A 23,136-nucleotide genomic window follows, 5' to 3' on the forward strand; every position below is an offset into this window, starting at 1 on the left:
ATGAAGCAATTGGTCATATTCCCCCAGCGGAAAAGGAGGCGATGTATTATTGTGAAAACATGTCTGAGGAAAGCGAAAACCTATCTGAAAAAACATTGGAAATTGTAGGTTCAAAGTCTCTATGAAACCCGGGGCTGTTCAGAAAAACAAAATAGCCAAAGCTCAAGCAACACTCTTCCCTGTCATTGCTCGTAGCAATCCTTCCAGCTTGAGGATGGTCGGCAGGTGCCCTTTCGCCTGGATGCGCTTTTGCTTAAACGCCTCAAGGGCACTGCGGACGCTGCCGTCGGCAAGGAGCGCCTCGAAGTCATCAACATGGCAGCTCAACGTGCATTTTGGGTCTTTGGTTCTGCCCTGCGCTATGGCTGGGTTCTCGGTAAGATCGAGCGTCCAGTAGCCGCCGTTCTCTCCCGTCAGCTCGATGCCGAGGACGGCATTCACTTTCCGGGCGATCTGGGGGTTATCCGATAGAATTTGCGGGACAGTATGATTAAATATATGCTCAGCCGATAGCTTTTCTTGCATTAGCGCTCCTCTCTGTTTATAGGGTCATGCGTTCTCTGGTTAAGGGCAGGGCCGGACGCAGGTCGCCTGCGTTGTTTAATCGGCAAAGAATCTGGTTGCATAGCGTATAACCTGTTTCAAAACCGACGATGTAGCCGGCCATCATAATGATAAACTCACGATATTTATCTTCGGGCAGCACGACGCCTGCGAGGGTTTCTTCGTTGTTTTGCAGGTTCTCGAGCCACCGCTCGCACGTGAGTTGATAATGGCGGGTTATATTCTCGTGGTCGAGTATCTCAAAACCGGCATACTCGAGGTCGCGCATTACTTCCCAGGTACTCTTCCAGTAGCCTGCCCCGAAGTGCTCCTTTACGAGCTCACTGACTTCGGACGTTACACCGGCTAGCTCTTGCTCGCGCTCGGCCCACGGTTTCGTCATGCCGTGCACGAGCAATAAGCCATCGTCTTTGATTGCGCCGGCGCACTTTCCGAACGCGCAGGCCAGATCGTCCATGTGTTCGATTGCTCCGATGGTCACAACTTTGTCGAAATACCGGGCGGGGTAGTTCATGTCATAGACGTGAATCACGTCTGCCATTACTTTATCTGAGAGGCCTTTTTGCGCGGCCACATCGTTAATAAATTTCGCCTGTTCGCTCGAGAGCGTAATCCCGACCGTAGTGCATCCGTAATTCTCGGCGGCGTAAAAGAGAAAACTGCCCCAGCCGCACCCGATATCAAGAACCGTGTCGGTCTCTTTGATGTCGAGCTTCTTTGCGACAAGCTTAAGCTTGTTTTCTTCGGCGACGGCGAGCGGATTATTCTCGTCGGTAAAGTAGGCGCACGAATACGCCATCCTCGGGCCAAGAAAGCTTGCAAAGAATTGAGGCGGCAAATCGTAGTGTGATGCTACGGCTTGTGTTTGAAACGATATTAAATCTCGAAGATCGGTTTGCTTGGAATTCAACGACACTCCCTACACCCCCTTGGTTGCTTACACACCAATTTTGTACATACCCGAAATAGGGCGATTTAAACCAAAAAACTAAAAAGCTACCGAAAGTTTTTCCGGTAGCCTCTTAGTTGTGTATTTAACCGCGTCTTGTAGCACAAAAGCTAAGTTTCAGACCGCGTAGTTACTATTATCTATGTGCTCGCCAGATGAGCCAGCTTTTCCAACTCGAACGGGCCGATGATGGTAAGAACCATCTTATTCGGCGAGAACAGCTCTTGGGCGAGCTCGGTTATACCGTCGCGTGTGACCGCATCAATGCGTGTGATAATCTCATCGAGCGAGAGCAGCTCGCCTTGCGTTATCTGGAGTTTGCCGAGACGGGTCATCCTGCGGCTGGTACTCTCGAGGCCAAGCATAAGCTGGCCTTTGATCTGTTCCTTTGCCCGGTAGACTTCCTGATCGGTGATGCCCCCGCCTACGATGTCGTCGATCTGCTCGTGCATGATTTTGACGACTTCTTCGGTGTTCGCCGGGGCGGTGCCGGCATAAGCGGCGACATAGCCCGTCTCTTTATAGAGCGAGTGATACGAATACGTCGCGTAGGCTTTGCCCCGTTTCTCGCGAATCTCCTGGAAGAGGCGCGAACTCATGCCCCCGCCGAGGATGCTATCCATAACTGCGAGTGTGTGGCGGCGCTTATCGTTTGCAGAAATCGCCTCGGTGCCGTAGACGATGTGCGCCTGCTCGGTTTGCTTGGTATACACGTCCAGCTTCTTTTCGACAGACGGTGTAAATTCTTTATGAAGCGGTCTCTCACCCATCGCGTTTACAAAGTGTTGTTGGATGAGATCGACCATTACGTTGTGATCTATATTGCCCGCCGCTGCGACCACCAGGTTTTTTGCTCCGTATTCCTGGCGGAAAAACCCTACAACGTCGTCTCTGGAAAAGTTGCCTACGGTGTCGACGTGACCGAGAATCGGTTTGCCCAGCGGGTGCTCCGTCCAGAGTGATGTTGCAAAGAGATCGTGAATACGCTCGTCAGGGCTGTCCTCGTGCAGGTTTATCTCTTCAAGCACAACGTTTCGCTCAGAATCGATATCATTTGAGTCGAATTTCGGATGTTGGATCATGTCCGCTAAAATCTCAACGCCTTCCGCCACATGTTGGTCGATAAGCCGCGTGTAATAGCACGTATATTCCTTGGCCGTGAAGGCGTTAAGCTCGGCGCCGAGAATATCGAACGCCTCGGAAATTTCCTGAGCGGTTCTCTTCTCTGTTCCCTTAAAGAGCAGGTGCTCGATAAAGTGCGACATGCCGTTGACCGGATCGATTTCGTCACGCGAGCCGACGCCTACCCAAAACCCGATCGCAACTGAGCGAACTTGTGGCATTTTTTCGGTTATGATCGTTATCCCTGAAGGTAACGTTGTGCGTTCAAAGAACTGTTTATCTGCCATATTTAATTCCTACCTTAATAAATTTGCAGCGCCTCAAGCATGATAATGCTAAAGCGGCGCTGCAAAAGTAGTTTTATGTTCGCTTTTTATTCGCCGCGATTTTGACCTCTGTCATCGCGATTATTGCCCTTGTCGTCGCCTTGGTACTCAAGGTTGAGCGCCTGAAGGCTGACTTTACCCGTTTGCCTGTCGACGTCGAGCACTTTTACCCGAACCTTGTCGCCCACGTTTACAACCGACTCAACCGTCGGCACTCTGCCCTTGGTGAGGCGTGAGATATGGACAAGGCCTTCTTTGCCGGGTATGAGTTCAACGAACGCACCGAAACCGGTGGTCTTGGTAACCGTACCGTCGTATTCCTCGCCGATCTGCACCTCTTTGGCATAGAGCTCGACCATCTCGCGAGCTCTCTCGCCCGCTTCACCGTCGGTTGCGGCGATAAAGACCGTACCGTCTTCTTCGATATCGATGGTGACGAGGTTTGCCCCGACCGTCTCGATAATGCCGCGGATGTTCTTGCCCTTAGGCCCGATAAGCTCACCGATTTTATCCTGCGGGATTTTAACCGTGATAATACGGGGTGCGTATTTCGAAAGCTCAGGACGCGGTGCCGGCAGAACCTCGGCCATCTTACTGAGGAGGTACAACCTGGCATCGCGTGCCTGGTTAAGCGCTTTAGCAAGGATATCGCTGCCTACGCCCACAACCTTCATATCCATCTGAAGCGCGGTGATACCCTTCTCCGTACCGGCGACTTTGAAGTCCATATCGCCGAGCGCGTCTTCCATGCCGAGAATGTCGGTTAGAATCGCTACGCGATCTTCTTCCTTTATGAGACCCATTGCGATACCCGCGACAGGAGCCTTAATTGGAACACCGGCATCCATGAGTGAGAGCGTACTACCGCACACGCTGGCCATCGATGATGAACCGTTCGACTCCAGTACTTCGGAGACAATTCGGATGGTGTACGGGAATTCATCCTCTTTCGGTACCACCGGGAACAATGCCCGCTCGCCGAGCGCGCCGTGACCGATCTCGCGGCGTTTCGGCCCTCTAAGGAAGCCTATTTCACCGGTTGAGAACGGCGGGAAGTTATAGTGATGCATATAGCGCTTCGATTCCTCAACGCCGAGTCCGTCGATCATTTGTTCTTCGCGAACGGTACCGAGCGTTGTAACCGAGAGCACCTGCGTCTGGCCCCTGGTAAAGAGTGCCGAGCCATGCGGCCTCGGCAGGACGCCCGCCCTGATGAGAAGCGGCCTGATCTCGGTTGTCGAGCGGCCGTCTGCGCGCACGTTCTCGTCGAGAATCATGCGGCGCATCTCTTCCTTGCGGATTTTTGCGAGCACTTTTGAGACGTAACTCTCTTTGCCCTCGATAAGTGACTCGAGCTCTTCCAGTGTCTCATCCTCGATGAGATCTTCCTGGTGCTCGCGCGCAAGCTTATCCGGGTTGCGAATCGCATCGCGAAGTTTGCCGGTCGCAATCTCCCTGACTTTTTCTTCAATTTCGGTATAACTAAGATCGGCCGCCGGCATCTCGAATGTTTTCTCAGACGGCGGATTGACCTTCATAAACGCTTCTTTGAAGCGCTCTTGGAAATCGCAGATTTGGATAATGGCTTTGTGCGCTTCCTCAAGCGCCCTAACCGTATCGTCCTCGGTAATTTCTTTTGCGCCGGCCTCAACCATGAGAATGGCGTCACGGTTGCCAGCAACGATGATATCGAGGTCGCTTCCATCAAGCTCCTCGAATGTCGGGTTGAGGATGAACTGGCCCTCGACGCGCCCGACGCGTACGCCTGCGACCGGGCCGCTAAACGGCGAATTGGTTAATACGAGCGCCATCGACGCGCCGTTAAGCGCTAAGATGTCAGGTTGATTTGCGAAATCGACTGAGAGGATTGTCGCAAGAACCTGGATGTCGTTGTAGAACCCTTTTGGGAATGACGGGCGAAGAGGCCGGTCGATAAGGCGGGCTGTAAGCGTCGCCTTTTCACTCGGGCGCCCTTCTCGTTTGATAAAACCGCCCGGGATCTTACCTGCAGCATACATCTTCTCGTCTACATCAACAGTTAGCGGCAGGAAATCGCGCCCTTCTGTGGGCTTACTTGCAACCACTGCGGTAACCAGGACGACTGTCTCGCCCATGCGCACGAGTATCGCGCCGTCGGCTTGCTGGGCTAAAAGGCCCGACTCGAACGAGAGTGTTTTCCCACCGATCTCTAATTCTTCACGTACTACTTCTCTCACTTGCACACCACTTGGTGCATTAGGCTCCATATATTTAGAACCTCCTACTTCCTCGAATTATTATGGATAAATATGGTTCGGGCAACCTTTAAGGCTGCCCGAATTCGTTCCCTCTATTTAAGCCCTCAGGCCTAATCGCGATATCAACGCCCTATAGCGCTCGATATCTTTATTCTTAAGGTAATTAAGCAGTCTTCTGCGATGACCGACCATCTTCAGAAGACCACGGCGAGAGTGATGATCTTTTTTGTGCTCCTTCAGGTGCTCTGTAAGATCGCTGATTCTCCTGGTGAGGATTGCAACTTGCACTTCCGGTGAGCCTGTGTCGCCGTCGTGCTGCTTGTAATCTTCGATAATCGTACCCTTGATATCTTTCTCTAAAGCCATGGTTTCACCTCCTTTTCAATACCCCGCAGACCAAGTAGACGTTGGTGAGTCGATCAACTTAGTGAGCGGTTCGTTTCGCATACTGAACAATCTTAACATAAAGTACAAGCTGCGTAAATGCACTAACCGGGTATGCGGGCAAGCAATCCCCGGGCTTTCCCTATGTCAAGGAGAATTTGCTTTTTCAGTTCATCTACATTGTTAAAGGTCATTTCGGCTCGTAGCCTATCAACCAGCTCAACATCTATTCTCTTACCGTAAATGTCTTTTTTAAAACCTAGGATATGCACCTGTATCTCGGTCTTTGCGACGTCACCGAAGGTCGGAGAAACGCCGACGTCGACCACGCACGGCCAGCGCTTCCCTTCAACCCATACCAGGCCGGCGTACACACCCGACTCGGGCAAGAGCTCGCCGTAGAGTGTTTCAACATTGGCGGTCGGGAAACCGATAGTCGAACCTCCCCGGCCAAGGCCGTGAATCACTTTGCCGCGAAATCTTGGGAATCTGCCGGTCATTGCACGCACGCCTTTTATATCGCCGCTTTTGAGGCGTTTGCGTACCTCGGTGCTGCTTATAACGACGCCGTCTTCCCGTATGTGCGGAACGACTACCGTGTTGATGCCTTTGGCATGCCCGTATGTTGAGAGAAACCCGGTCGTACCGCGCCGGCTCTTGCCGAATGAGAAATCCTCGCCGACTACTATATACTCGGCATGCAGTTTGCCGATAAGCAGGTCGTCTATAAAGGACTCTGGCTCCATGGTGGCTATGGCTTCGGAAAACGGTATCACGATAAGGTAATCGGCGCCGAGCTGTGCGATATACTCTGCTTTTAGATCGGTGGCGGAAAGGAGTGCCGGTGCGTTTTCGGGGTTGACGATGGCCAACGGATGCGGCTCGAACGTAATAACGACGCTTTGACCGGCGATTGTTTTGGCAAAATCCACCGCCATTTTAATGATCGCCTGGTGTCCTATGTGTACGCCGTCAAACACGCCGATTGTTACGGCGCTCGGCCCCTGTATATCGTTTATGTTTTCGACGCCTCGTATGGTTTGCATCTGCATATCCTTAGGAAAAAACAATTTCTGGCTTTATAGCACCGGTGCTTTGCATAACGCCGATTGCAAGAAGCCGGTTGTCAGGGCTTTTCAGTCTTACAAAATCGCCTCCACCAGGCGTTTGCTGCCCGGGTTCGAGGTCACTACTATCAACCGTTCTGCCGTTGAGCACTGCTTGTATTATATCGTTTTTTACAACCACCGCTGCCAGATGTGAGAGCGCGTCATCCATGCCGAGCACGTGGCTGATAATCATATCGCCGTCGATGTCATCGAGTTCCAATGTCTCGACCAGCGAGTATCTGCCGACGCGCGTGCGGCGCAGGCTTGAAAGAGTGGCTCCTACCCCGAGCGCTTCGCCGATATCGTGGAGCAGAGTGCGTACGTAGGTGCCGCCGGAGCACACCACGCGAAACGAGGCGTATGTACGGCTGTCTCTTTCAAAGTGATCGAGCATCTCGAGTTCATAAATAGTGATCTCTCGCCCGGTGCGCTCTACCTCTTTGCCTTGCCTGGCCAGCTTATAGAGCGGTGTTCCGCCTACTTTTATCGCCGACACCATCGGCGGTATTTGCACGATACTGCCGGTAAACTGAGGAATTAGTTTAATAAGCTTTTCAATATCCACAGACTCATGCGATTCACGCACGATGTTACCGGTGATATCCTGGCTGTCCGTTACCGTTCCAAAGAGCGCCTGCGCGACGTATTCTTTCGGTTCCAACTCGAGGAAGCGGGCAATTCTGGTTGCTTTACCGATAAGCATAACGAGGACGCCTGTTGCCATCGGGTCGAGCGTGCCGGTATGTCCGACCTTTCGTATGCCGGTTCTTTTACGGACGACATTGACGATATCGTGCGACGTCTTTCCCGCCGGCTTATCAATGACAAGAATCCCGTCCATCATGCTAACTACTCATTGATACTTATCGATGCTGATGTCTGAGCGATAATGCGCGTCGATAACCACTCAACAGCATCTGCTATAGGAATATTAAGGGTAGCTCCTGCGGCGTTACGATGCCCGCCGCCGCTCTTCTCACGCGCAATCGCACCGACGTCGATTGAACCTTTGGAGCGAAGGCTGACTCGCAAACCCGCGCCAGGCACTTCTTTAAAAATAGCGGCGACGTTTGACTCTTTTGCCATCCGCAGGTAATCAATGAAGTTTTCGGTGTCGCCCATATCCGCACCGGTTTCTTTGAGATCGCCGTTCAGCGTGTACGAGTAGATAAGTTTACTCTCAGCGATATACTTGGCGCGATCTAAAACTCTTGCCAGTAGTTTCAGCGTAGAAAACGAAAGATTTTCGTAAATCTTATGGAAGATATTGTTCGGGATGACGCCGAATTCGACAAGCTCGGTCGCGATACGAAGCGTTTGTGCGGTTGTATTTTGATACTGGAATCTGCCGGTATCCGTGACAATTCCGGCATAAAGCAGCGTAGCCACGTCGGAGTCGATATCCGCATTCATAAAACGTAATAGCTGGTAGACTATCTCGGCCGTTGCGGATGCGTAGAAGTCTAAAATATTTATAGTACCGAAGTTCGAATTATCAACATGGTGGTCGATATTGATAATTGATTTAAACCCGGGAAGAGAACTCTCCATCATGCCCAGACGGCGTTCGTTTGCGCAGTCCAGCGTGATAAGCAGATCGCCTTCAGTGCATTGCCGGCAATCAACTACGGTATCAATGCCTGGCATCCACTGGTACTGCGGCGGGATTCTGATCTCTTCGCCCCAGGTAGAGCACACGTTCTTACCGGTTTGTTTAAGGCACGTAGCCATGGCTAACAGGCTCCCGAATGCATCGCCGTCGGGCTGAACGTGGGCTGCCAGGACTATGGATTCAGTTGCATTGATTAATAGCGCGGCTTCCGCAAATGGTTTATTCATTATTTCCCTCGTTGGTATTATTTTGTAGTTTTCCCTCGTTTTTGTGCAATTTTCTTATTACCTTATCGATGCGCATGCCCGCTTCGATAGAAGGGTCAATTTCAAATTTCAGGTCGGGAAAATATTTAATTCTAATTCTATGAGCGAGCTCTTTCTTGAGGAATCCGCTTGAGCTTTGCAACCCTTTGATCGTTTCGCTTCTTTTCTTGTTGTTTCCAAGCACGCTTACATACACGGTGGCATGCCGGAAGTCGGGCGTAACCTCGACCCCCGTGACCGTTACAAGGCCAATTCTCGGGTCTTTGACCTCGCGCTGGATTATTTCGCTTAATTCTTCTTTGATGAGTTCGCCCACTCGATGAGTTCGCGCGGTCTCAGTCATATCAGTCTCCCCGTTTATCAGTTTCCATGTAATAAAAAACCCAGGGCCAAACAAGCTCGCAAAAGCCATTAGCCCCGGATTTTCATTTATTTTTCAGGTGCGAATAACGTAAACTTTCTGTTATTCACTATTGCCTTATCCAGGCCTTCAATAAAACGATCCACATGATCGAGTAAGTGCTTTGTTTGCTCACCGGTCATTGACACGTGAGCGATACCTATAGTTGCCCGCTGCCACAGATCATGGTTATCAACCTCGGATATAGACACATTAAACTTGCTATCAACTTTGCCTATAATGCTTTTAACAACCTGTCGTTTATCTTTTAAAGAGTTGGCATTGGGCAGAAAAAGCTCTATTTCAAGTAGCCCTACTACCATAGCTATTCACCTAACTGGCGCTCACGCTCAACCAGTTTATAGGTCTCTATGATGTCGCCTTCCTTTACGTCCTGGAAGTTCTCGAGGCCGATACCGCATTCGAAGCCTTCACGGACCATCTTAACATCGTCCTTGAACCTTCTAAGCGACACGATACCGCCATCATAGATAACCTGGCCATCGCGCACCAGGCGGGCGTGATCGTTGCGATCGATTTCCCCGTTTAAGACCATACAACCGGCGATAACGCCAAGCTTCGGCACCTTAAACGTTGCGCGCACCTCGGCGCGACCTGTCTCGATCTCATCGATTGCCGGCGCGAGTAATCCGGATAGCGCTGCCGTTATGTCCTCGACGGCCTTGTATATGATCCGGTATGTCCGGATATCAACGTGCTCTTTCTCGGCCATCGCAATTGAATTCGTATCAGGGCGAACGTTGAACCCTATAACAATCGCATTAGACGCCGCAGCTAGCATTATGTCTGTCTCTGATATACCACCGACACCCGTGTGAATAACTTGTATCTGTACCTCGCTGGTATTGAGCTTGTATAGCGCGTCCTTCAATGCCTCAACCGACCCTTGGGTATCCGCCTTGATAACCAGGTTAAGGTCTTTAATTTCGCCTTCCTGTATTCGCGTAAAGATATCCTCGAGGGTGACGCGGCGCTGCTTCTCTTCTTTGATCAGCCTGCGCTTCAGCGCACGTTCTTCCGCGATGCGGCGGGCGGCCTTCTCGTCTTCGACGACCTTAAGCTCTTCACCTGCTTGCGGCAGTGACGATAAACCGATTAGCTCTACCGGTTGTGCCGGTGTCGCGTCTTTTACAGGGTGACCTTTATCATCCGTCATTGCTCTGATCTTACCGTAAGCCGTACCGGCTATGACGGCGTCGCCAACGCGCAGCGTCCCTTTATTAACCAGGACGGTTGCTACCGGGCCGCGTCCACGATCGAGTTTCGCCTCGATGCAAATACCGCGAGCCTGTGTTTGAGCGTTGGCTTTAAGCTCTTGCACTTCGGCAACGAGCAGTATCATATCGAGCAATTCGTTGAGGTTGATCTGCTGCTTTGCCGATACGTCGACAAAGATGGTCTCGCCTCCCCAATCCTCAGGAATAAGTTCGTAGCGCGTTAGTTCCTGGCGGACTTTGGTCGGGTCTGCACCCGGTTTATCGATCTTATTCACGGCGACAATAATAGGTACGCCGGCCGCTTTGGAGTGGTTGATAGCCTCAACCGTCTGCGGCATGACACCGTCATCAGCAGCAACGACCAATACGACAATATCGGTAACGTTTGCACCGCGCGCACGCATGGCGGTAAACGCCTCGTGACCCGGGGTATCGATAAATGTAATCTTTTTGTTATCATGGATTACCTGGTATGCACCTATATGCTGCGTAATGCCGCCTGCCTCACCCGAAGTGACGTCGGTTTTCCTGATCGCATCAAGAAGCGATGTCTTACCGTGGTCGACGTGACCCATAACGGTAACAACAGGAGGCCTCGGTGTCAGGGTATCGAGATCCTCTTCGACCTCTTCCTCTTCGTCACTTATTTCTTCAGGATTCACGATATTAACTTTATAACCGAGCTCTTCAGCGATAACTTCGATCGCTTCTTGGCTCAGTGATTGGTTAATTGTTACGAGCTCTCCGAGCTTCAACAACATTTTGATTAAGTCGTTCGGCTCCTTGCCGATGAGCACCGCAAATTCCTTAACCGTAGCGGCTTGCGGTACGTTAAGTATTTTCACAGGTGCGGCAGCTGGTGTTTCTTCAACAACAACAGCCGTTTCCTCGTCGGTTCTTGGCGGTTGAGCCGACTGTCTCGATTGCTGATCGGCCGGTTTTGGCTGCTGTTTGGCCTGCTCGCCGCGTTGCTCTTGCTGTGGTTGCGTTGTTGTTGCAGCTTGCTCACCAGGTTGTTTTACCTGGCCGACAGGCGCTTTGCCTGCTGTTTTGCCTTCACTCTGAGCTACCGGCTTTGTTCCAGCCGCCGGTTGTTTAATCGCAGCAGGTTTCGCCTCAGTTGCAGACGGTTTTACTGCTTTAGGTTTCTCTGCTTTGCTGGCAGTCGTTTCTTGTACTACTGGATCCTTCACTTTTGGTGCGCGTGGTGACGAACTGGCACTTTTTGCAGTCTCAGTTTGGGCACCGTCGAGTTTTGCTATCGTCTCTGCATCTACAGTGGACGAGTGACTCTTGACTTCGATGCCTTGCTTTTTGAGCTTATCCATCAGTTCTGCGCTGGAAATTCCCATTTGTTTCGCCAGCTCATAAACTCTCATCCTATCACCACCTTATTTCTGATCACTGGAAGCTTGGATGTATACTTCCAGCTCTTCCTCTATTCTTTTTAGATCGGCCCCGCTTATATCGACTTCAAGCGCATTGGCCAGCCTTTTGCTCTTAATTGCAGCCTCAAGACATTCTTGTCTCGGGCATATATATGCTCCACGCCCGTTCGCTTTTCCTGTCGGGTCAACGATTATCCGTAGTTCGGGCGTTCTCACAATCCGTATTAACGTTTTTTTCGGCTTAACCTCGCGGCAGCCGATACACGTTCTTTGAGGAATCTTCTTTGGTTTTACCAAGGAATCTACTCCTCGCCTTCCTCAAGCTTCTTATGAACGCCGCAGTACTTGCTACCGGGTTTTGCCTTGTTTGAACAACGCTCACCCGACGATTTTACTGCGCAGCACATACCATCGTCTTCGGTTACGCTGACCTCGATAATGCTTTCCTCGAGGTCTTGCGGCTCGCTAACCGGAATCTCAGCGTCATCCGCCGCCTCAAAAATGGCGGTTCTTTCGCTCTCGTCTTTTGCCTGAGTCTCGCTCTTAATATCGATTCTCCAGCCCGTAAGCTTTGCCGCAAGGCGTGCGTTCTGGCCTTCTTTACCGATCGCAAGCGAGAGTTGGCCGTCCGGTACGACAACGAGAGCCGTATGCTCGTCCTCGTTTACCTTGACTTCTTTTACCTTCGCCGGACTGAGCGCATTTGCCACGAACCTTGCCGGGTCTTCGCTCCACTCAACGACGTCGATTTTCTCACCGCGAAGCTCGCTTACGACCATGCGCACTCTTGAGCCTTTCGGCCCTACGCATGCGCCGACCGGATCGATTCCCGGATCGCGCGATGAAACCGCGATCTTCGAGCGGAAACCCGGCTCGCGTGCGACCGATTTGATCTCAACATAGCCCTCGTAAATCTCGGGCACTTCGAGCTCAAACAGCCTTCTCAGCAAACTTGGATGCGTTCTCGAAACAATGATTTGCGGCTCTTTCGTCGTCCGCCGCACCTCAACAATATACGTTTTCAAGCGCATGCCGTGGTCGTAACGCTCGGTTGGAACCTGTTCGGTAGGAGGCAAAAGAGCCTCGACCCTGCCGAGGTTTACGAGCGTATAACGCTGATCGCTTTGCTCGACGATTCCGGTTACGATATCGCCTTCACGGTCGATGTACTCCTGGTACATCTTCTCACGCTCGGCCTCACGGATTCGCTGTAGGATAACCTGCTTCGCCGTTTGCGCCGCAATTCGTCCGAAGTTCTCAGGTGTGATTTCTTCTTCGATGAGCTCGGGTTCTTCACCGTCGCGCTCGACCCATTCCTGTGAAAAGACATGGATCTGACCAGTTTGCTGGTCGATATCCACGCGCACATCGTAATTGCTGCTGTAATTGCGTTTATATGCTGAGGCTAGGGCAGACTTGAGCGCCTCAAGCACCGTATGGGGATCAATTTGCTTTTCGCGTTCAAGTTGCTTTAGAGCTTCAATCAACTCTCCGTTCACTTAAATAGCCCCTTTCATGCAAAACATACTGTTTTGCTAAAACTTAATATCGACTTGAAGGCGTGCCTTCGATACGTCATCGTATGGAATCTCGAAACGCTCTCCATCAATTTCAACAACGAAACTGTTATCACCGGCCTCGACCAGCTGTCCTTTAAACTGTTTCCTTTTGCCGATCGGGTGTACTGTCTTAACAAACACCTTTGAACCGACAAACCGTTGAAAATGAGCGGGTTTGCGTAAAGGTCTCTCAATGCCGGGGCTTGAGACCTCCAGCATGTACTTTTGTGCGATCAAATCCGCTTCATCAAGAGCGGGCTCGATGAGCCGGCTTACTTCAGCCACCTTATCCAGGCTTACTCCGCTCTCTTTTGTGTCAAGCAATACACGAAGAACGAGCCCTACGGGCTCGCGCTTGAGTTCTACATCTACCAGCTCTAGACCCTCACGCTCGACGATTGGTTCTAAGAGCTCCTCTACTTTGTCTGCTCTCGGATCGCGATTCATTCAGCGCACCCTCATAATTAAATGAGTGGGCATAAAACCCACTCACCAAATTCCCATACTCAGTTCAGACATATAATATCACAAGGTATTGCAGCGCGCAATTAGCCCGATGCGGCATCAAAGTGCTTTTTACCATGTAACTATCTATGTATCTAGCTCGTAAACCGACTTTCGTAATATGCCGACGTAGGGCAAATTACGATACTGCTGCCGATAATCCAGTCCGTATCCTACTACGAATACATCGGGTACGTCAAAACCCTTATATTTGATCGGCAACGTGTAAACGATACGCCGGGCCGACTTGTCGAGCAGCGTGCAAATCTGAAGGCTGGCGGGCCCACGTGCTTTCAGACTTTTAATAAGGTAATTGAGCGTCAAGCCGGTGTCGATGATATCCTCGACGATCAGGACGTCTTTGCCGGCGATATTTTCCTCAAGATCTTTTATAACCTGCACAACACCCGATGTGTCGGTTGACGGACCGTAGCTTGAAATCGCCATGAAATCAATAGTAACCGGTATAGAGAGCGTGCGAATAAGGTCGGCAACAAAGATAAAACCGCCCCTCAGGACACTTATTAGTATGAGGTCCTTATTTTCGTATTCTTTTGATATGGCTTGCCCGAGCTCGCAGACCTTGAAACGTATCTCTGCCTCGGTGATTAAAACTTTATCGATGTCGCCGTTTAGCATAGATTCTCCAGCAGTAGAGCTGCTATTATTGAATATGCCCATTTAGCAGCAGATAAAAACAGCCGTTAACGCGGCAATCCATACTTCACCAACAGGTTCTTAAAATCCTTCTGGTAGAAGATTTTTATGTTGACGTCGGGGTAGATCTCCTTAAGCATCCTTACTTTGCGGTTCTTCTTGGTGACAAGCTTTTGGCTCATGGTCGTGAGCTCGATGTAAAGATCTAAATCCGGCAGGTAGAAATCCGGGGAGAAGCTTTGGGTTACGTTTCCTTCTTTATCCCATTCTATTGGAAACGTCTTTGGCTCGTATTGCCAGCTCAAATCGTAGAAATCGAGAATTCTGGCGCACTGCGCCTCGCTCGGGTGCGCGAATTCAATGCCCTTATAGAGCGTTTTCGTATGCTCGACGCTTTGCTCTTGTTTAGCGATTTCGCCATTGTCGGTGCGCTTGATTTCTTCTGTCATAACTCAGTTCATGTGAATAGATGGAGTCGTATATCCATATAAATTATATCAACCAACTGAGGTCGCGCAAACAGGGCATTAATCGACCTCGTAAAGAGCGAGAATTGCGTGACCGGCACGTGAAATGTAGCCTAAGCATTAAGGCTGCTCATACATGCAGTTACTCGAAAACAGTATTGCGTAGAATATAATCGCCCCTAATAAATGCTTAGAACGTGAGCTGTTCATACTCGGCTACCGGCGAGAAGCATCGCCGGTGCAGATCGGTGGGCCCATACTGCCCAAGCGTTGTGAGGTGCAGCGGCGTACCGTAGCCTTTATGAGTTGCAAAACCGTACTGCGGATACTCGTCGTGCAGGTCGCACATAAGCCGGTCGCGCGTGACTTTGGCCACAATGGACGCCGCGGCGATCGAGAGCGACGATGCATCACCTTTGATGATCGCCACATGCGGGATCTCCAGCGTTCGTATGGTAAACGCATCAGATAAAACGTAGTCGGGCGCAGGGTTGAGCCCGCGAACCGCCAGTTCGAGCACTTTCATATTGGCCCACTGAATACCAAAACTATCGATGTCTGTGTTCTCGACACGCGCTACATTCCAGGCCACTGCCTCCGCAGTAATGTCCCCGTAGAGTTTTTCACGCCGCTCGGGGGTAAGTGTTTTACTGTCGCGCACTCCGCGAAGCCGGCATCCGTGCGGCAGAATAACCGCAGCTGCGACGATAGGCCCGGCGAGCGCCCCCCTTCCCACCTCATCAACGCCGGCGACCAGGTTAAAGCCCTGTGCAATCAACTTAGATTCGTATTTAAGCATCAGGGCGAGCCGGTCGATTTCCGCTTCTTCGCGCGCCAGCTGCGCCTTGCATGAAGCCGCGAGGTTGCGAACGCCTGTACGGTTATCCCGTTCAAGGGCAGAAAAAAGCTCGATACGCTGTTTTGTTGATAGCGTATCGAGCAAACCTTTTATCTCTGCGATAGTCATATGCGATAAATCCATATGGTATAACCGCTCGCTTTTCACTTCGGATTTTGGCTAGCCGCTCGTGCCTTTCGTCGCGCACCACTTATTACTGATTAAGCAATCTCGTATGGCTAAGCGGCCAATGGATCATGAATGCCCTACCAAGAATATTCTTCTTAGGAACCGGCCCAAACACACGGCTGTCCATCGAGTTCGACCGGTTGTCCCCCATAACAAATACAAAATCCTCGGGGATTCGCTTTGGTCCAAAATTGCTATAGTCGCCCGGTTCCGTCCGGTAATCCATCTGGAGCTGCTTGCCGTTAACAAACACCAGGCCTTCTTTCACCTGCACTGTGTCACCGCCGACGGCAACAATTCTCTTGATAAAATCAACGTTCTCATTGTTCGGTGGGATAAATACGATAATGTTGCCCGGTTCCGGGCTGACAAACCGGTAAATAAACTTGCTTACCAGCACTTGATCGCCGGGAACAAGAGTCGGCTCCATTGATTGCGATGGGATGTAAAAAGGCTGCACGATAAGCCATTTTACAACAAAAGCGATAACGACGGCAGTTATGATTAACGCGGGCAATTCCTTCATAAATGTTATAAATGAATCCTTGCCTTTTGGTTTGACTGTGTCCTTTTGCATATCCTCTGGTGCTGAAGCGCCCGCTAAAACCGGCTCCGAGTACGTTTCGATTCGCTCATTACTATCGGACATGTTATCGCTCTTTTCTGCGAAATGATTTTTCATACAATAATGCAACATTTGGCCCTTGGTGCGACTCTAATATCTTTTCTCTTTAATGCGAGCTTGTTTTCCGATTTTCTCTCTCAGGTAATATAGTTTTGCCCTGCGAACTTTACCGCGTGTTAAGACTTCGAGCTTTACGATCTTCGGCGAATGAACCGGGAAGGTTCTCTCGACCCCAACACCAAACGAGATCTTGCGGACGGTAAACGTTTCCCTGATGCCACCGTTTTGCCTCTTGATAACAACGCCCTGGAATACCTGGGTTCTTTCACGACCAGCCTCGACGACTTTGTAGTGAACCTTTACGGTATCCCCAGGACCGAATTGCGGGACATCGTCCCGTAATTGTGCTCTTTCAATGCTCTCTATGCGATCCATTATATCCTCCTTTTCGGCATAACATTCAGATTATAGCGAAACTGACCTGCGATATCAACCGTTTACTGGAAACTTAACACCAGTAAATACCGCGTATGTGCTTTTTGACAATCTACGTTATCAGCACACAGGGCTCCGACCTGTCATTCATACGGTTAACGGACGTTATCGAGTTCCCCTTTTATCTCGTCGAACAGCTTTTTATCCTGCTCGCTCAAATGCGCTTTCTCTAACAAGTCGGGTCTTCTTATCAGCGTCGCCTTCAGGCGCTCTTTCCGGCGCCACTTGGCGATCTCAGCATGATGACCGGATAACAAAACATCGGGCACGCTCAACCCCATAAACTCCTGAGGCCTGGTATACTGCGGGTATTCCAGAAGCCCTTCGGTAAAGCTTTCCTCGGCAAGCGACTCTTCCGCCCCGAGAACGCCGGGAATAAGCCGTACGACCGCTTCGGTAAGTGCCATCGCGGGCACCTCGCCGCCCGAGAGCACGAAATCACCGAGCGAGATCTCATCCGTTGCAATCTCGGTATGTACCCGCTCGTCGATTCCTTCATAGCGACCGCACAGCATAATTATACGCCGCTCGCGTGAAAATTCCTCAACCATGTTTTGATGAAGTATTTTACCGCGCGGTGTAAACAACACGATCCGGCTATTCGTACGTATCTCCTCAAGGTTTTCCGTGCCGCCTATACCGGTAACGGCGCGAAAAAATGTGTCGGGTTTCATGACCATGCCCGATCCGCCGCCATACGGTATGTCGTCGACTTGGCGGTGCCTATCGTATGTCCACGTGCGAAGGTCGTGGACATTGATATCGACCAAACCCCGCTCGCGCCCGATGCGTATCATGCTCTCTGTTAAAAACCCGTCAAACAGCGTCGGGAAAATCGTAATAATATCAATTCTCATTGCAAATACCTAGAACCTAAAAAAGAGCGCATGCGACTGGCATGCGCGACGTTACTATACCGCTTGCTGTAGTTACTATACTACGTGCGGAAATATCACGCCACCGCTTCTGCGGCAATATCCTTCGATGTAATCAGTCGAGCGCCGTGCGCCTTCATATCATCGAGCGCCCGATCAACATCACCCGGTTTGACATCGATGCCGCGTATCGCGTCGGTAAGCACAGACACATCGAGCCCTTCAGCACGTGCTCCAAGCACGGAATCATGTACGCAATAGTCCGTTGCAACCCCGCCTACAAATATGCGCGATATGCCGCGCGCTTTTAGCATATCGCCGAACCGGCTCGTTTCATCAAACGCGGTGTATTGCTCTTTATCCGGGTTGTAGCCTTTGCGTACAATCAGGCTCACATTCGACTGGTCGAATCGCGGCGAAAAATTAGCATCCGGTTGCATTTGCAAGCAGTGCGGCGGCCACGGCCCGCCCCGTTCTTGAAACGATATATGGTCCGGCGGATGCCAATCGGCAGACGCCGCAACCAATTTAAATCTCTTGCTCAGCGGATTAATAATATCGAAAATCTCGTCGCCATGGGATACGGCCAGCACGCCGCCCGGCATAAAACAAATTTGCGGGTCTATAATTATTAGTGCATCCGTATCCGGGTTAAGCATTACCGGCATCGCGTTCACTCCAGACTGTTATAAAGTCGCATAGCTTATTCCCAAAACCGGCGTCGTTATATCTATCAACGTGCGGTTAGTAGAATGCCGACGGCTTGCTGAGGTTTTAATAGACGCAAAACTTGCCTGCGGGTCATTGGCCATGGTTTACATCTTGGAGGTTTTTCGAGCCCCGGACAATTACATTTTAGCGGTTTTACGTGCACGAGAGATACCGGTTACCAGGTTAAACGCTGGAACTTCTTCCATATAAACATCATATTCGTAGCCGATCTTTTCCTGGGCTTGCCGGTCTTCCTCACTCGATGCCGCGAAAAACGCAGCGCTCGCAATTATCCCAAGCATTATAATAACGGCATTTGCCATGAGCAGAGCGATGCCCAGCGAGGCCAAGATTCCTCCCAAGTGTATCGGGTGGCGAATAACCCCATACACTCCCTGCGTCATAAAGAGCTGCGTGCTTCCCCAAAGCGAGACTAAGCTCGTCATTTTACGCTTAGATACAAAGGCGCCGATGAGCAGCGCCAAAGAAACCGCGAGCAGTACAAGGCCGATGGATTCCAAGGTAATGTTAAGGTTTTTATGCATCCTGAGCCGTAAGAACTGCCCGGCGAAGTATGCAACGACGAAGATTTGTGCGGAAAGCACCGCGACCCCCATGGCGATCAGCGCTTCCGAATAGAGTTTATCGATAATCGATTTCACAATCAGGTATGCGATATAAAACGAAAAGATTGCGATGATGGCAATGGCGGTAGTATCCATATCTACCCGCTTCCTTGAGGGCTTGCCGTTACGATGATGACATATTTGATTTTACACGAATCGGTAATGTTAGAAAACTCTTGCATGTTACGTTCATAGCCGAAAAAGGCCTTGTGTAAACAACAAAAAAAGAGGTGGCATGGCCACCCCTTCGCTGCCATTGCGCTAATCTGGCGGTTACATAGAGTTGCGGAAGGTAAGGCAATCCGCGTGATTACTGTGGTGAGCGACAGTAATCCCCGGCGCTTTGCAATCGTTGCTCTGGTTGAATTCGCATACGGATACATTGCATACGGCAATATCAGGCATACCCTGATCGACCGGTTGAACATCTGATGTCGTAAACGTATCGCACGCCGGATGAGTCTGACCTACATTAATATTCGGTGCATGGCACGCCTCACTCTGATTAAATGTGCATTCGGTAACAGTGCAGGTTAAGACACATCCCTCGTTCATTTGGGGCATACTCGGGTTCATGTTTTGCATCTACAACTCTCCTTCCTACATAGGATGGATTATCATCTATGCCCGGTGTATACCCACAATTCTTGGTTCTAAGAATGGTCTTTTGGGGGTGCATTTCTAAATAACGACAATCGTCTTTACGCAATCACCAAAATAAAAGCAACGGCTGTTATGGTTCATAACAGCCGTTGCTTTTTCACCGGTATTTAGCTTTAATAGCTATCGTTAAGCCGAGATAGATAGCAATTCAAACTCGTCTTCAGTGATTTCCTCGTCGATGGTAGCTAAATCGCTTTGCACTTGTTTACCGCTGAAAACTTCTATGAACTTGGCGGTGAGCTTCGCATCGAACTGCGAGCCGGCACACCGCTCAATTTCTGCTAGCGCTTCTTCTACGGTTAGACCTTTCCTGTACGGCCTGTCTGATGTCATTGCATCGAACGTATCGGCCAGGGCAAGAATTCTGGCTTCGAACGGAATATTTTCACCTTTCAACCCACTTGGATAGCCTTTGCCATCCCAGCGCTCGTGATGAGAATTTACCATCGGTATGATCTCTTTTAGTCGAGTTGACTCTAATATCTGAGCACTTAACCCAGGATGATTCTTAATGATCTCCATTTCTTCGTCGGTAAGCCTGCCGGGTTTGTTAAGGATCTGGTCGGGAACACCGATTTTTCCGATGTCATGGAGCATACCGGCTATCTCGATTCGACTCACAACTTCAGGATCGAGATCGATATACCTTGCCAGTTTTACTGCAAAAGCGCTTACTCGTTTCGAGTGCTGTCTCGTATACGGATCTCGCGCATCGACCGCTCGCGCTAGGCTTCGAATCATATCGATGAGCGCCGCGTTCTCAGCTCGGCTGGCACGTTCATCTGCACTGAGTGCTTCTACTACGTTGGCATCATATAGTAAGGCTTGGTTTTTACCGGTTATTTTGCCCCAGTACAAGGTGCCATCCGCCGTATGCAACAGCTCATCTTTATCTTTCGCGAGTGTCGGGTACGCGCTTACGCCGACGGTCACGCTGATATCCGCATCCGGGAATTCTTCTTCGAGGCGCAGGCCGATAGCTGCTTTTGTTCCTTCGGCTATCTTTAGTGCTTTTTCTGCATTCGTTCTCGGTAGAATTATCGCAAATTCATCACCGCTAAGCCTGCATGCCTCATCGGCTTCACGAAGTTTCGACAAGATAGCCTTACCGATTGCGGCAAGAACTTTATCGCCAAATATGTGCCCGTACATATTATTAACAGTTGCAAAGTTATCGATATCCACCATTACTAACGATAAGTCTCTCTTTGCTTTTTGGGCTTTAAGCATTGTTTTATCAAGCGCTTCTTGGAAATATCTGTGATTATTAAGTCCTGTGGTGTTATCGCGGAGCGCTTTTGCCTGCAACGCTGCATTATCCGAGAGGAGCAAATGATTCCTGTATACTAAGAGCATTAAAGTTATCGCTGAAATCATACCAAGCACAGGGACCTCGCCCGGTCTGCCAACGTAGGAATTATACACCCAGACCGCCAGGACAATGACAACTGTCATCATTGGGATAAAAAGCGTCCGCCAAGTACTGTAAATACGTATTCCGATTTCCGGAACGAATCCGCTTAGTTTTATTTTTGAGCGATCTATAGTTCCTAGAAGGACACCGCTAACTTCATCAATAGCAGACAAAGCGATAAAGAAAGCCATCATAATAAACGGTAGGAACGTAAACGGCTCTTTTTCAAGCCCGTTCGTATAGTATACGATATCACCGACTAGCGCCCAGACAAATGCGCTAATAAAGAGAACAAGCCAACCCTCAATTTTGGTATCGCGAAGCTTGTATGACGCAGATAGCAGCGATATTAGAACGATACAATCCGTTAGCGGATAAGTGGCAATAAAAAATATTCGTTGAATCAAGCTCATCTCATCCGAGTACCAAGCTGGCGCAATAACAAATTTATAAGCGACAAGAAGCAGCGCAAAACCGGTCATAAACACACCGATAAGGAATTGCTTCTTCTCCATATCAAACGGTGGGTGTATTCGACCCAAGCTCACCATTATTCCAAGTATTAATGGCGCATAAGCTATAGAAAATATATCGGCGAGGGATGGGGATGGAACATTAGTAACGCCCAAGCGAAACACGTAACTTGCATACGTAGCCTCGCCCGCAAACCATAACAGCATGCTTATCGACACTAAACGCCAGAGTCTTTTGTATGCTTTGCTATGCTTAACGGCCCAGGAAGAGCCAACAAAAGCATAAAGAACTGATAGAACAACAGGCAACCTCAATACAGCATCGTTAACCCTGTTGCCTGTCTGCAAACTAAACATAAGAACCAGATATGCGAGGATAAGCGTTGTGGGTATAGCGATTACAACACGCCGGAACGTCTCCCCATTATTTTCTGCAAATTCTCTTAACATAATAGCTCCTGATATGCCATTGGCAAAATTACGATACATAAGGTATCGGCACGGGTGTTGTATACTTTAGCGCTTATTGCTAATGATTGCCGAGGTTAAAGCGGTAAGCAATATTGTTTTAAGGAGCAATCATCCGCAAAGTTGGAAAAATGTGGAATACTATGGTATATTACCGTTTGTAAAGCATACAAGCAGAGAACTGAATTTGGACTAAGGTAATGGCATTAGTAAGACCGCAAAGTTTTTCAAACTTGAGAGCGTTTATTAAGAATCAATTCCCCACGTTTACAGAGCGTGGGGTTATCGGCAAGCTGCTCGACCCCGACAATCCGACTGAACTGGATTTGCTTCGCCGATTTAGATACAAGTATTGGGTAGAGCGATTTAAGTACGTCGATGAGACGGAAACCGACGGTGAGTATGAATATGACAAATATGATGAGCACTCAACACATTTCGGAGTGTTTGATCAAGATACGGAAGATATTATCGGTTATGCCAGGATCATTAGTCCCGGTAAACATGGCTTACAGGTAGATAACGTCTTTGAAGATCTGGTGCACCCCCGTGCGCCGGATACGGACCGCATGCCAAGAAGTGCAGAATCATCAAGGCTCATCGTAGCTCCCGAAGCGGGAGGCAAGCGCCGTGATGTCGCGCGCATGCTTTATAAGCTGCAGTACCAATTCTTTAAGCGTTACGGATTCAAATACTGGTACACGACGACATATATTCCCTTTTTAAGAGCTCTGAGGGCGCAGAAATATAAATTCGACATTATTGGCCCTGGTCAGGATTATCAAGGCCATATGTGTTTCCCCACGTTAATGGTCATGGATGAATTTGACGCCTATTTGTCCGAAAAGGATCCCGAGCACTATTATTGGCTAAATGATGGCATTGATGAAATCAAAGATATAAACAGCATTTTTTCCGATATTCCGGAAGATCTTCGGCTATTTAACCCCGAGTATATAGTTAAGCGGAAAAAATAA

25 protein-coding genes are annotated in these 23,136 nt (G+C 49.8%); 1 reads left to right on the forward strand and 24 read right to left on the reverse strand.

Features of this window, described 5'->3' with window-relative positions:
* Positions 1-162 precede the first annotated feature (162 nt).
* The 24 genes from VGK02_04150 to VGK02_04265 form a co-directional block, all read right to left on the reverse strand.
* Complete coding sequence (locus VGK02_04150; protein ID HEY3374240.1) at positions 163-525, reverse strand: SCP2 sterol-binding domain-containing protein; 363 nt, start codon at positions 523-525, stop codon at positions 163-165.
* A gap of 16 nt (positions 526-541) precedes the next feature.
* Positions 542-1,480, reverse strand: a complete 939-nt coding sequence (locus tag VGK02_04155) for a class I SAM-dependent methyltransferase (protein HEY3374241.1) — start codon at positions 1,478-1,480, stop codon at positions 542-544.
* Between the two features lie 173 nt (positions 1,481-1,653).
* Positions 1,654-2,922, reverse strand: a complete 1,269-nt coding sequence (locus VGK02_04160) for a pitrilysin family protein (protein HEY3374242.1) — start codon at positions 2,920-2,922, stop codon at positions 1,654-1,656.
* Between the two features lie 86 nt (positions 2,923-3,008).
* Entirely contained in the window at positions 3,009-5,177 is a 2,169-nt protein-coding gene (locus VGK02_04165; protein ID HEY3374243.1) for a polyribonucleotide nucleotidyltransferase, read from the reverse strand.
* Between the two features lie 117 nt (positions 5,178-5,294).
* Positions 5,295-5,564 carry a 30S ribosomal protein S15 gene (gene rpsO, locus VGK02_04170; GenBank protein ID HEY3374244.1) on the reverse strand — a complete coding sequence of 90 codons (270 nt, stop codon included), beginning with the start codon at positions 5,562-5,564 and terminating at the stop codon, positions 5,295-5,297.
* A gap of 122 nt (positions 5,565-5,686) precedes the next feature.
* Positions 5,687-6,628, reverse strand: a complete 942-nt coding sequence (locus VGK02_04175) for a bifunctional riboflavin kinase/FAD synthetase (GenBank protein ID HEY3374245.1) — start codon at positions 6,626-6,628, stop codon at positions 5,687-5,689.
* A gap of 10 nt (positions 6,629-6,638) precedes the next feature.
* On the reverse strand, positions 6,639-7,535 hold the full coding sequence (gene truB, locus VGK02_04180; GenBank protein ID HEY3374246.1) for a tRNA pseudouridine(55) synthase TruB: 897 nt from the start codon (positions 7,533-7,535) through the stop codon (positions 6,639-6,641).
* A gap of 5 nt (positions 7,536-7,540) precedes the next feature.
* Positions 7,541-8,530 (reverse strand): bifunctional oligoribonuclease/PAP phosphatase NrnA, encoded by a 990-nt coding sequence (locus VGK02_04185; protein ID HEY3374247.1) that lies wholly within the window; start codon positions 8,528-8,530, stop codon positions 7,541-7,543.
* Positions 8,523-8,912, reverse strand: coding sequence for a 30S ribosome-binding factor RbfA (rbfA, locus tag VGK02_04190; protein ID HEY3374248.1), 390 nt, complete (start codon positions 8,910-8,912; stop codon positions 8,523-8,525). The genes VGK02_04185 and rbfA overlap by 8 nt, the downstream gene beginning before the upstream one ends.
* 86 nt (positions 8,913-8,998) lie before the next feature.
* On the reverse strand, positions 8,999-9,292 hold the full coding sequence (locus VGK02_04195) for a DUF503 domain-containing protein (protein HEY3374249.1): 294 nt from the start codon (positions 9,290-9,292) through the stop codon (positions 8,999-9,001).
* Positions 9,293-9,294: 2 nt separating this feature from the next.
* Entirely contained in the window at positions 9,295-11,586 is a 2,292-nt protein-coding gene (gene infB, locus VGK02_04200; protein HEY3374250.1) for a translation initiation factor IF-2, read from the reverse strand.
* A gap of 12 nt (positions 11,587-11,598) precedes the next feature.
* The gene (locus tag VGK02_04205; GenBank protein HEY3374251.1) at positions 11,599-11,892 is read right to left on the reverse strand and encodes a YlxR family protein; all 294 of its coding nucleotides are present in this window, start codon (positions 11,890-11,892) and stop codon (positions 11,599-11,601) included.
* A gap of 5 nt (positions 11,893-11,897) precedes the next feature.
* A complete protein-coding gene (gene nusA, locus VGK02_04210; protein HEY3374252.1) occupies positions 11,898-13,094 on the reverse strand; it encodes a transcription termination factor NusA in 1,197 nt (398 codons plus the stop codon).
* Between the two features lie 36 nt (positions 13,095-13,130).
* Positions 13,131-13,601 carry a ribosome maturation factor RimP gene (gene rimP / locus VGK02_04215; GenBank protein HEY3374253.1) on the reverse strand — a complete coding sequence of 157 codons (471 nt, stop codon included), beginning with the start codon at positions 13,599-13,601 and terminating at the stop codon, positions 13,131-13,133.
* Between the two features lie 144 nt (positions 13,602-13,745).
* Complete coding sequence (hpt, locus tag VGK02_04220; GenBank protein HEY3374254.1) at positions 13,746-14,297, reverse strand: hypoxanthine phosphoribosyltransferase; 552 nt, start codon at positions 14,295-14,297, stop codon at positions 13,746-13,748.
* A 65-nt stretch (positions 14,298-14,362) separates the two neighbouring features.
* Entirely contained in the window at positions 14,363-14,764 is a 402-nt protein-coding gene (locus VGK02_04225; protein ID HEY3374255.1) for a hypothetical protein, read from the reverse strand.
* 208 nt (positions 14,765-14,972) lie between these two features.
* Positions 14,973-15,764, reverse strand: coding sequence for a ribonuclease HII (locus VGK02_04230; GenBank protein HEY3374256.1), 792 nt, complete (start codon positions 15,762-15,764; stop codon positions 14,973-14,975).
* A 70-nt stretch (positions 15,765-15,834) separates the two neighbouring features.
* Complete coding sequence (gene lepB / locus VGK02_04235) at positions 15,835-16,458, reverse strand: signal peptidase I (protein ID HEY3374257.1); 624 nt, start codon at positions 16,456-16,458, stop codon at positions 15,835-15,837.
* 66 nt (positions 16,459-16,524) lie between these two features.
* Positions 16,525-16,872, reverse strand: coding sequence for a 50S ribosomal protein L19 (gene rplS, locus VGK02_04240; protein ID HEY3374258.1), 348 nt, complete (start codon positions 16,870-16,872; stop codon positions 16,525-16,527).
* 152 nt (positions 16,873-17,024) lie between these two features.
* Positions 17,025-17,786, reverse strand: coding sequence for a tRNA (guanosine(37)-N1)-methyltransferase TrmD (gene trmD / locus VGK02_04245; GenBank protein HEY3374259.1), 762 nt, complete (start codon positions 17,784-17,786; stop codon positions 17,025-17,027).
* A gap of 95 nt (positions 17,787-17,881) precedes the next feature.
* Positions 17,882-18,472 (reverse strand): isochorismatase family protein, encoded by a 591-nt coding sequence (locus tag VGK02_04250; GenBank protein ID HEY3374260.1) that lies wholly within the window; start codon positions 18,470-18,472, stop codon positions 17,882-17,884.
* Between the two features lie 180 nt (positions 18,473-18,652).
* Complete coding sequence (locus VGK02_04255; GenBank protein ID HEY3374261.1) at positions 18,653-19,237, reverse strand: methyltransferase; 585 nt, start codon at positions 19,235-19,237, stop codon at positions 18,653-18,655.
* Between the two features lie 177 nt (positions 19,238-19,414).
* Positions 19,415-19,726, reverse strand: coding sequence for a DUF1540 domain-containing protein (locus tag VGK02_04260; GenBank protein ID HEY3374262.1), 312 nt, complete (start codon positions 19,724-19,726; stop codon positions 19,415-19,417).
* A 204-nt stretch (positions 19,727-19,930) separates the two neighbouring features.
* Complete coding sequence (locus tag VGK02_04265; GenBank protein ID HEY3374263.1) at positions 19,931-22,141, reverse strand: diguanylate cyclase; 2,211 nt, start codon at positions 22,139-22,141, stop codon at positions 19,931-19,933.
* A 218-nt stretch (positions 22,142-22,359) separates the two neighbouring features.
* Between VGK02_04265 and VGK02_04270 the strand changes: the two genes are divergently transcribed.
* Positions 22,360-23,136, forward strand: a complete 777-nt coding sequence (locus VGK02_04270; protein HEY3374264.1) for a GNAT family N-acyltransferase — start codon at positions 22,360-22,362, stop codon at positions 23,134-23,136.

Origin of the sequence: Candidatus Aquicultor sp., from assembly GCA_036504445.1 — a bacterium.
Lineage (GTDB): Bacteria > Actinomycetota > Aquicultoria > Aquicultorales > Aquicultoraceae > DASXVE01.

What these genes read in the sequence shown, in the direction of transcription:
- VGK02_04150 (HEY3374240.1), bottom strand. Translation starts at nt 525, where the DNA reads ATGCAAGAAAAGCTATCGGCTGAGCATATATTTAATCATACTGTCCCG.
- VGK02_04160 (HEY3374242.1), bottom strand. Translation starts at nt 2,922, where the DNA reads ATGGCAGATAAACAGTTCTTTGAACGCACAACGTTACCTTCAGGGATA.
- rpsO (HEY3374244.1), bottom strand. Translation starts at nt 5,564, where the DNA reads ATGGCTTTAGAGAAAGATATCAAGGGTACGATTATCGAAGATTACAAG.
- VGK02_04175 (HEY3374245.1), bottom strand. Translation starts at nt 6,628, where the DNA reads ATGCAAACCATACGAGGCGTCGAAAACATAAACGATATACAGGGGCCG.
- truB (HEY3374246.1), bottom strand. Translation starts at nt 7,535, where the DNA reads ATGATGGACGGGATTCTTGTCATTGATAAGCCGGCGGGAAAGACGTCG.
- VGK02_04185 (HEY3374247.1), bottom strand. Translation starts at nt 8,530, where the DNA reads ATGAATAAACCATTTGCGGAAGCCGCGCTATTAATCAATGCAACTGAA.
- rbfA (HEY3374248.1), bottom strand. Translation starts at nt 8,912, where the DNA reads ATGACTGAGACCGCGCGAACTCATCGAGTGGGCGAACTCATCAAAGAA.
- VGK02_04195 (HEY3374249.1), bottom strand. Translation starts at nt 9,292, where the DNA reads ATGGTAGTAGGGCTACTTGAAATAGAGCTTTTTCTGCCCAATGCCAAC.
- infB (HEY3374250.1), bottom strand. Translation starts at nt 11,586, where the DNA reads ATGAGAGTTTATGAGCTGGCGAAACAAATGGGAATTTCCAGCGCAGAA.
- rimP (HEY3374253.1), bottom strand. Translation starts at nt 13,601, where the DNA reads ATGAATCGCGATCCGAGAGCAGACAAAGTAGAGGAGCTCTTAGAACCA.
- hpt (HEY3374254.1), bottom strand. Translation starts at nt 14,297, where the DNA reads ATGCTAAACGGCGACATCGATAAAGTTTTAATCACCGAGGCAGAGATA.
- VGK02_04225 (HEY3374255.1), bottom strand. Translation starts at nt 14,764, where the DNA reads ATGACAGAAGAAATCAAGCGCACCGACAATGGCGAAATCGCTAAACAA.
- VGK02_04230 (HEY3374256.1), bottom strand. Translation starts at nt 15,764, where the DNA reads ATGGATTTATCGCATATGACTATCGCAGAGATAAAAGGTTTGCTCGAT.
- lepB (HEY3374257.1), bottom strand. Translation starts at nt 16,458, where the DNA reads ATGTCCGATAGTAATGAGCGAATCGAAACGTACTCGGAGCCGGTTTTA.
- trmD (HEY3374259.1), bottom strand. Translation starts at nt 17,786, where the DNA reads ATGAGAATTGATATTATTACGATTTTCCCGACGCTGTTTGACGGGTTT.
- VGK02_04250 (HEY3374260.1), bottom strand. Translation starts at nt 18,472, where the DNA reads ATGCCGGTAATGCTTAACCCGGATACGGATGCACTAATAATTATAGAC.
- VGK02_04255 (HEY3374261.1), bottom strand. Translation starts at nt 19,237, where the DNA reads ATGGATACTACCGCCATTGCCATCATCGCAATCTTTTCGTTTTATATC.
- VGK02_04260 (HEY3374262.1), bottom strand. Translation starts at nt 19,726, where the DNA reads ATGCAAAACATGAACCCGAGTATGCCCCAAATGAACGAGGGATGTGTC.
- VGK02_04265 (HEY3374263.1), bottom strand. Translation starts at nt 22,141, where the DNA reads ATGTTAAGAGAATTTGCAGAAAATAATGGGGAGACGTTCCGGCGTGTT.
- VGK02_04270 (HEY3374264.1), top strand. Translation starts at nt 22,360, where the DNA reads ATGGCATTAGTAAGACCGCAAAGTTTTTCAAACTTGAGAGCGTTTATT.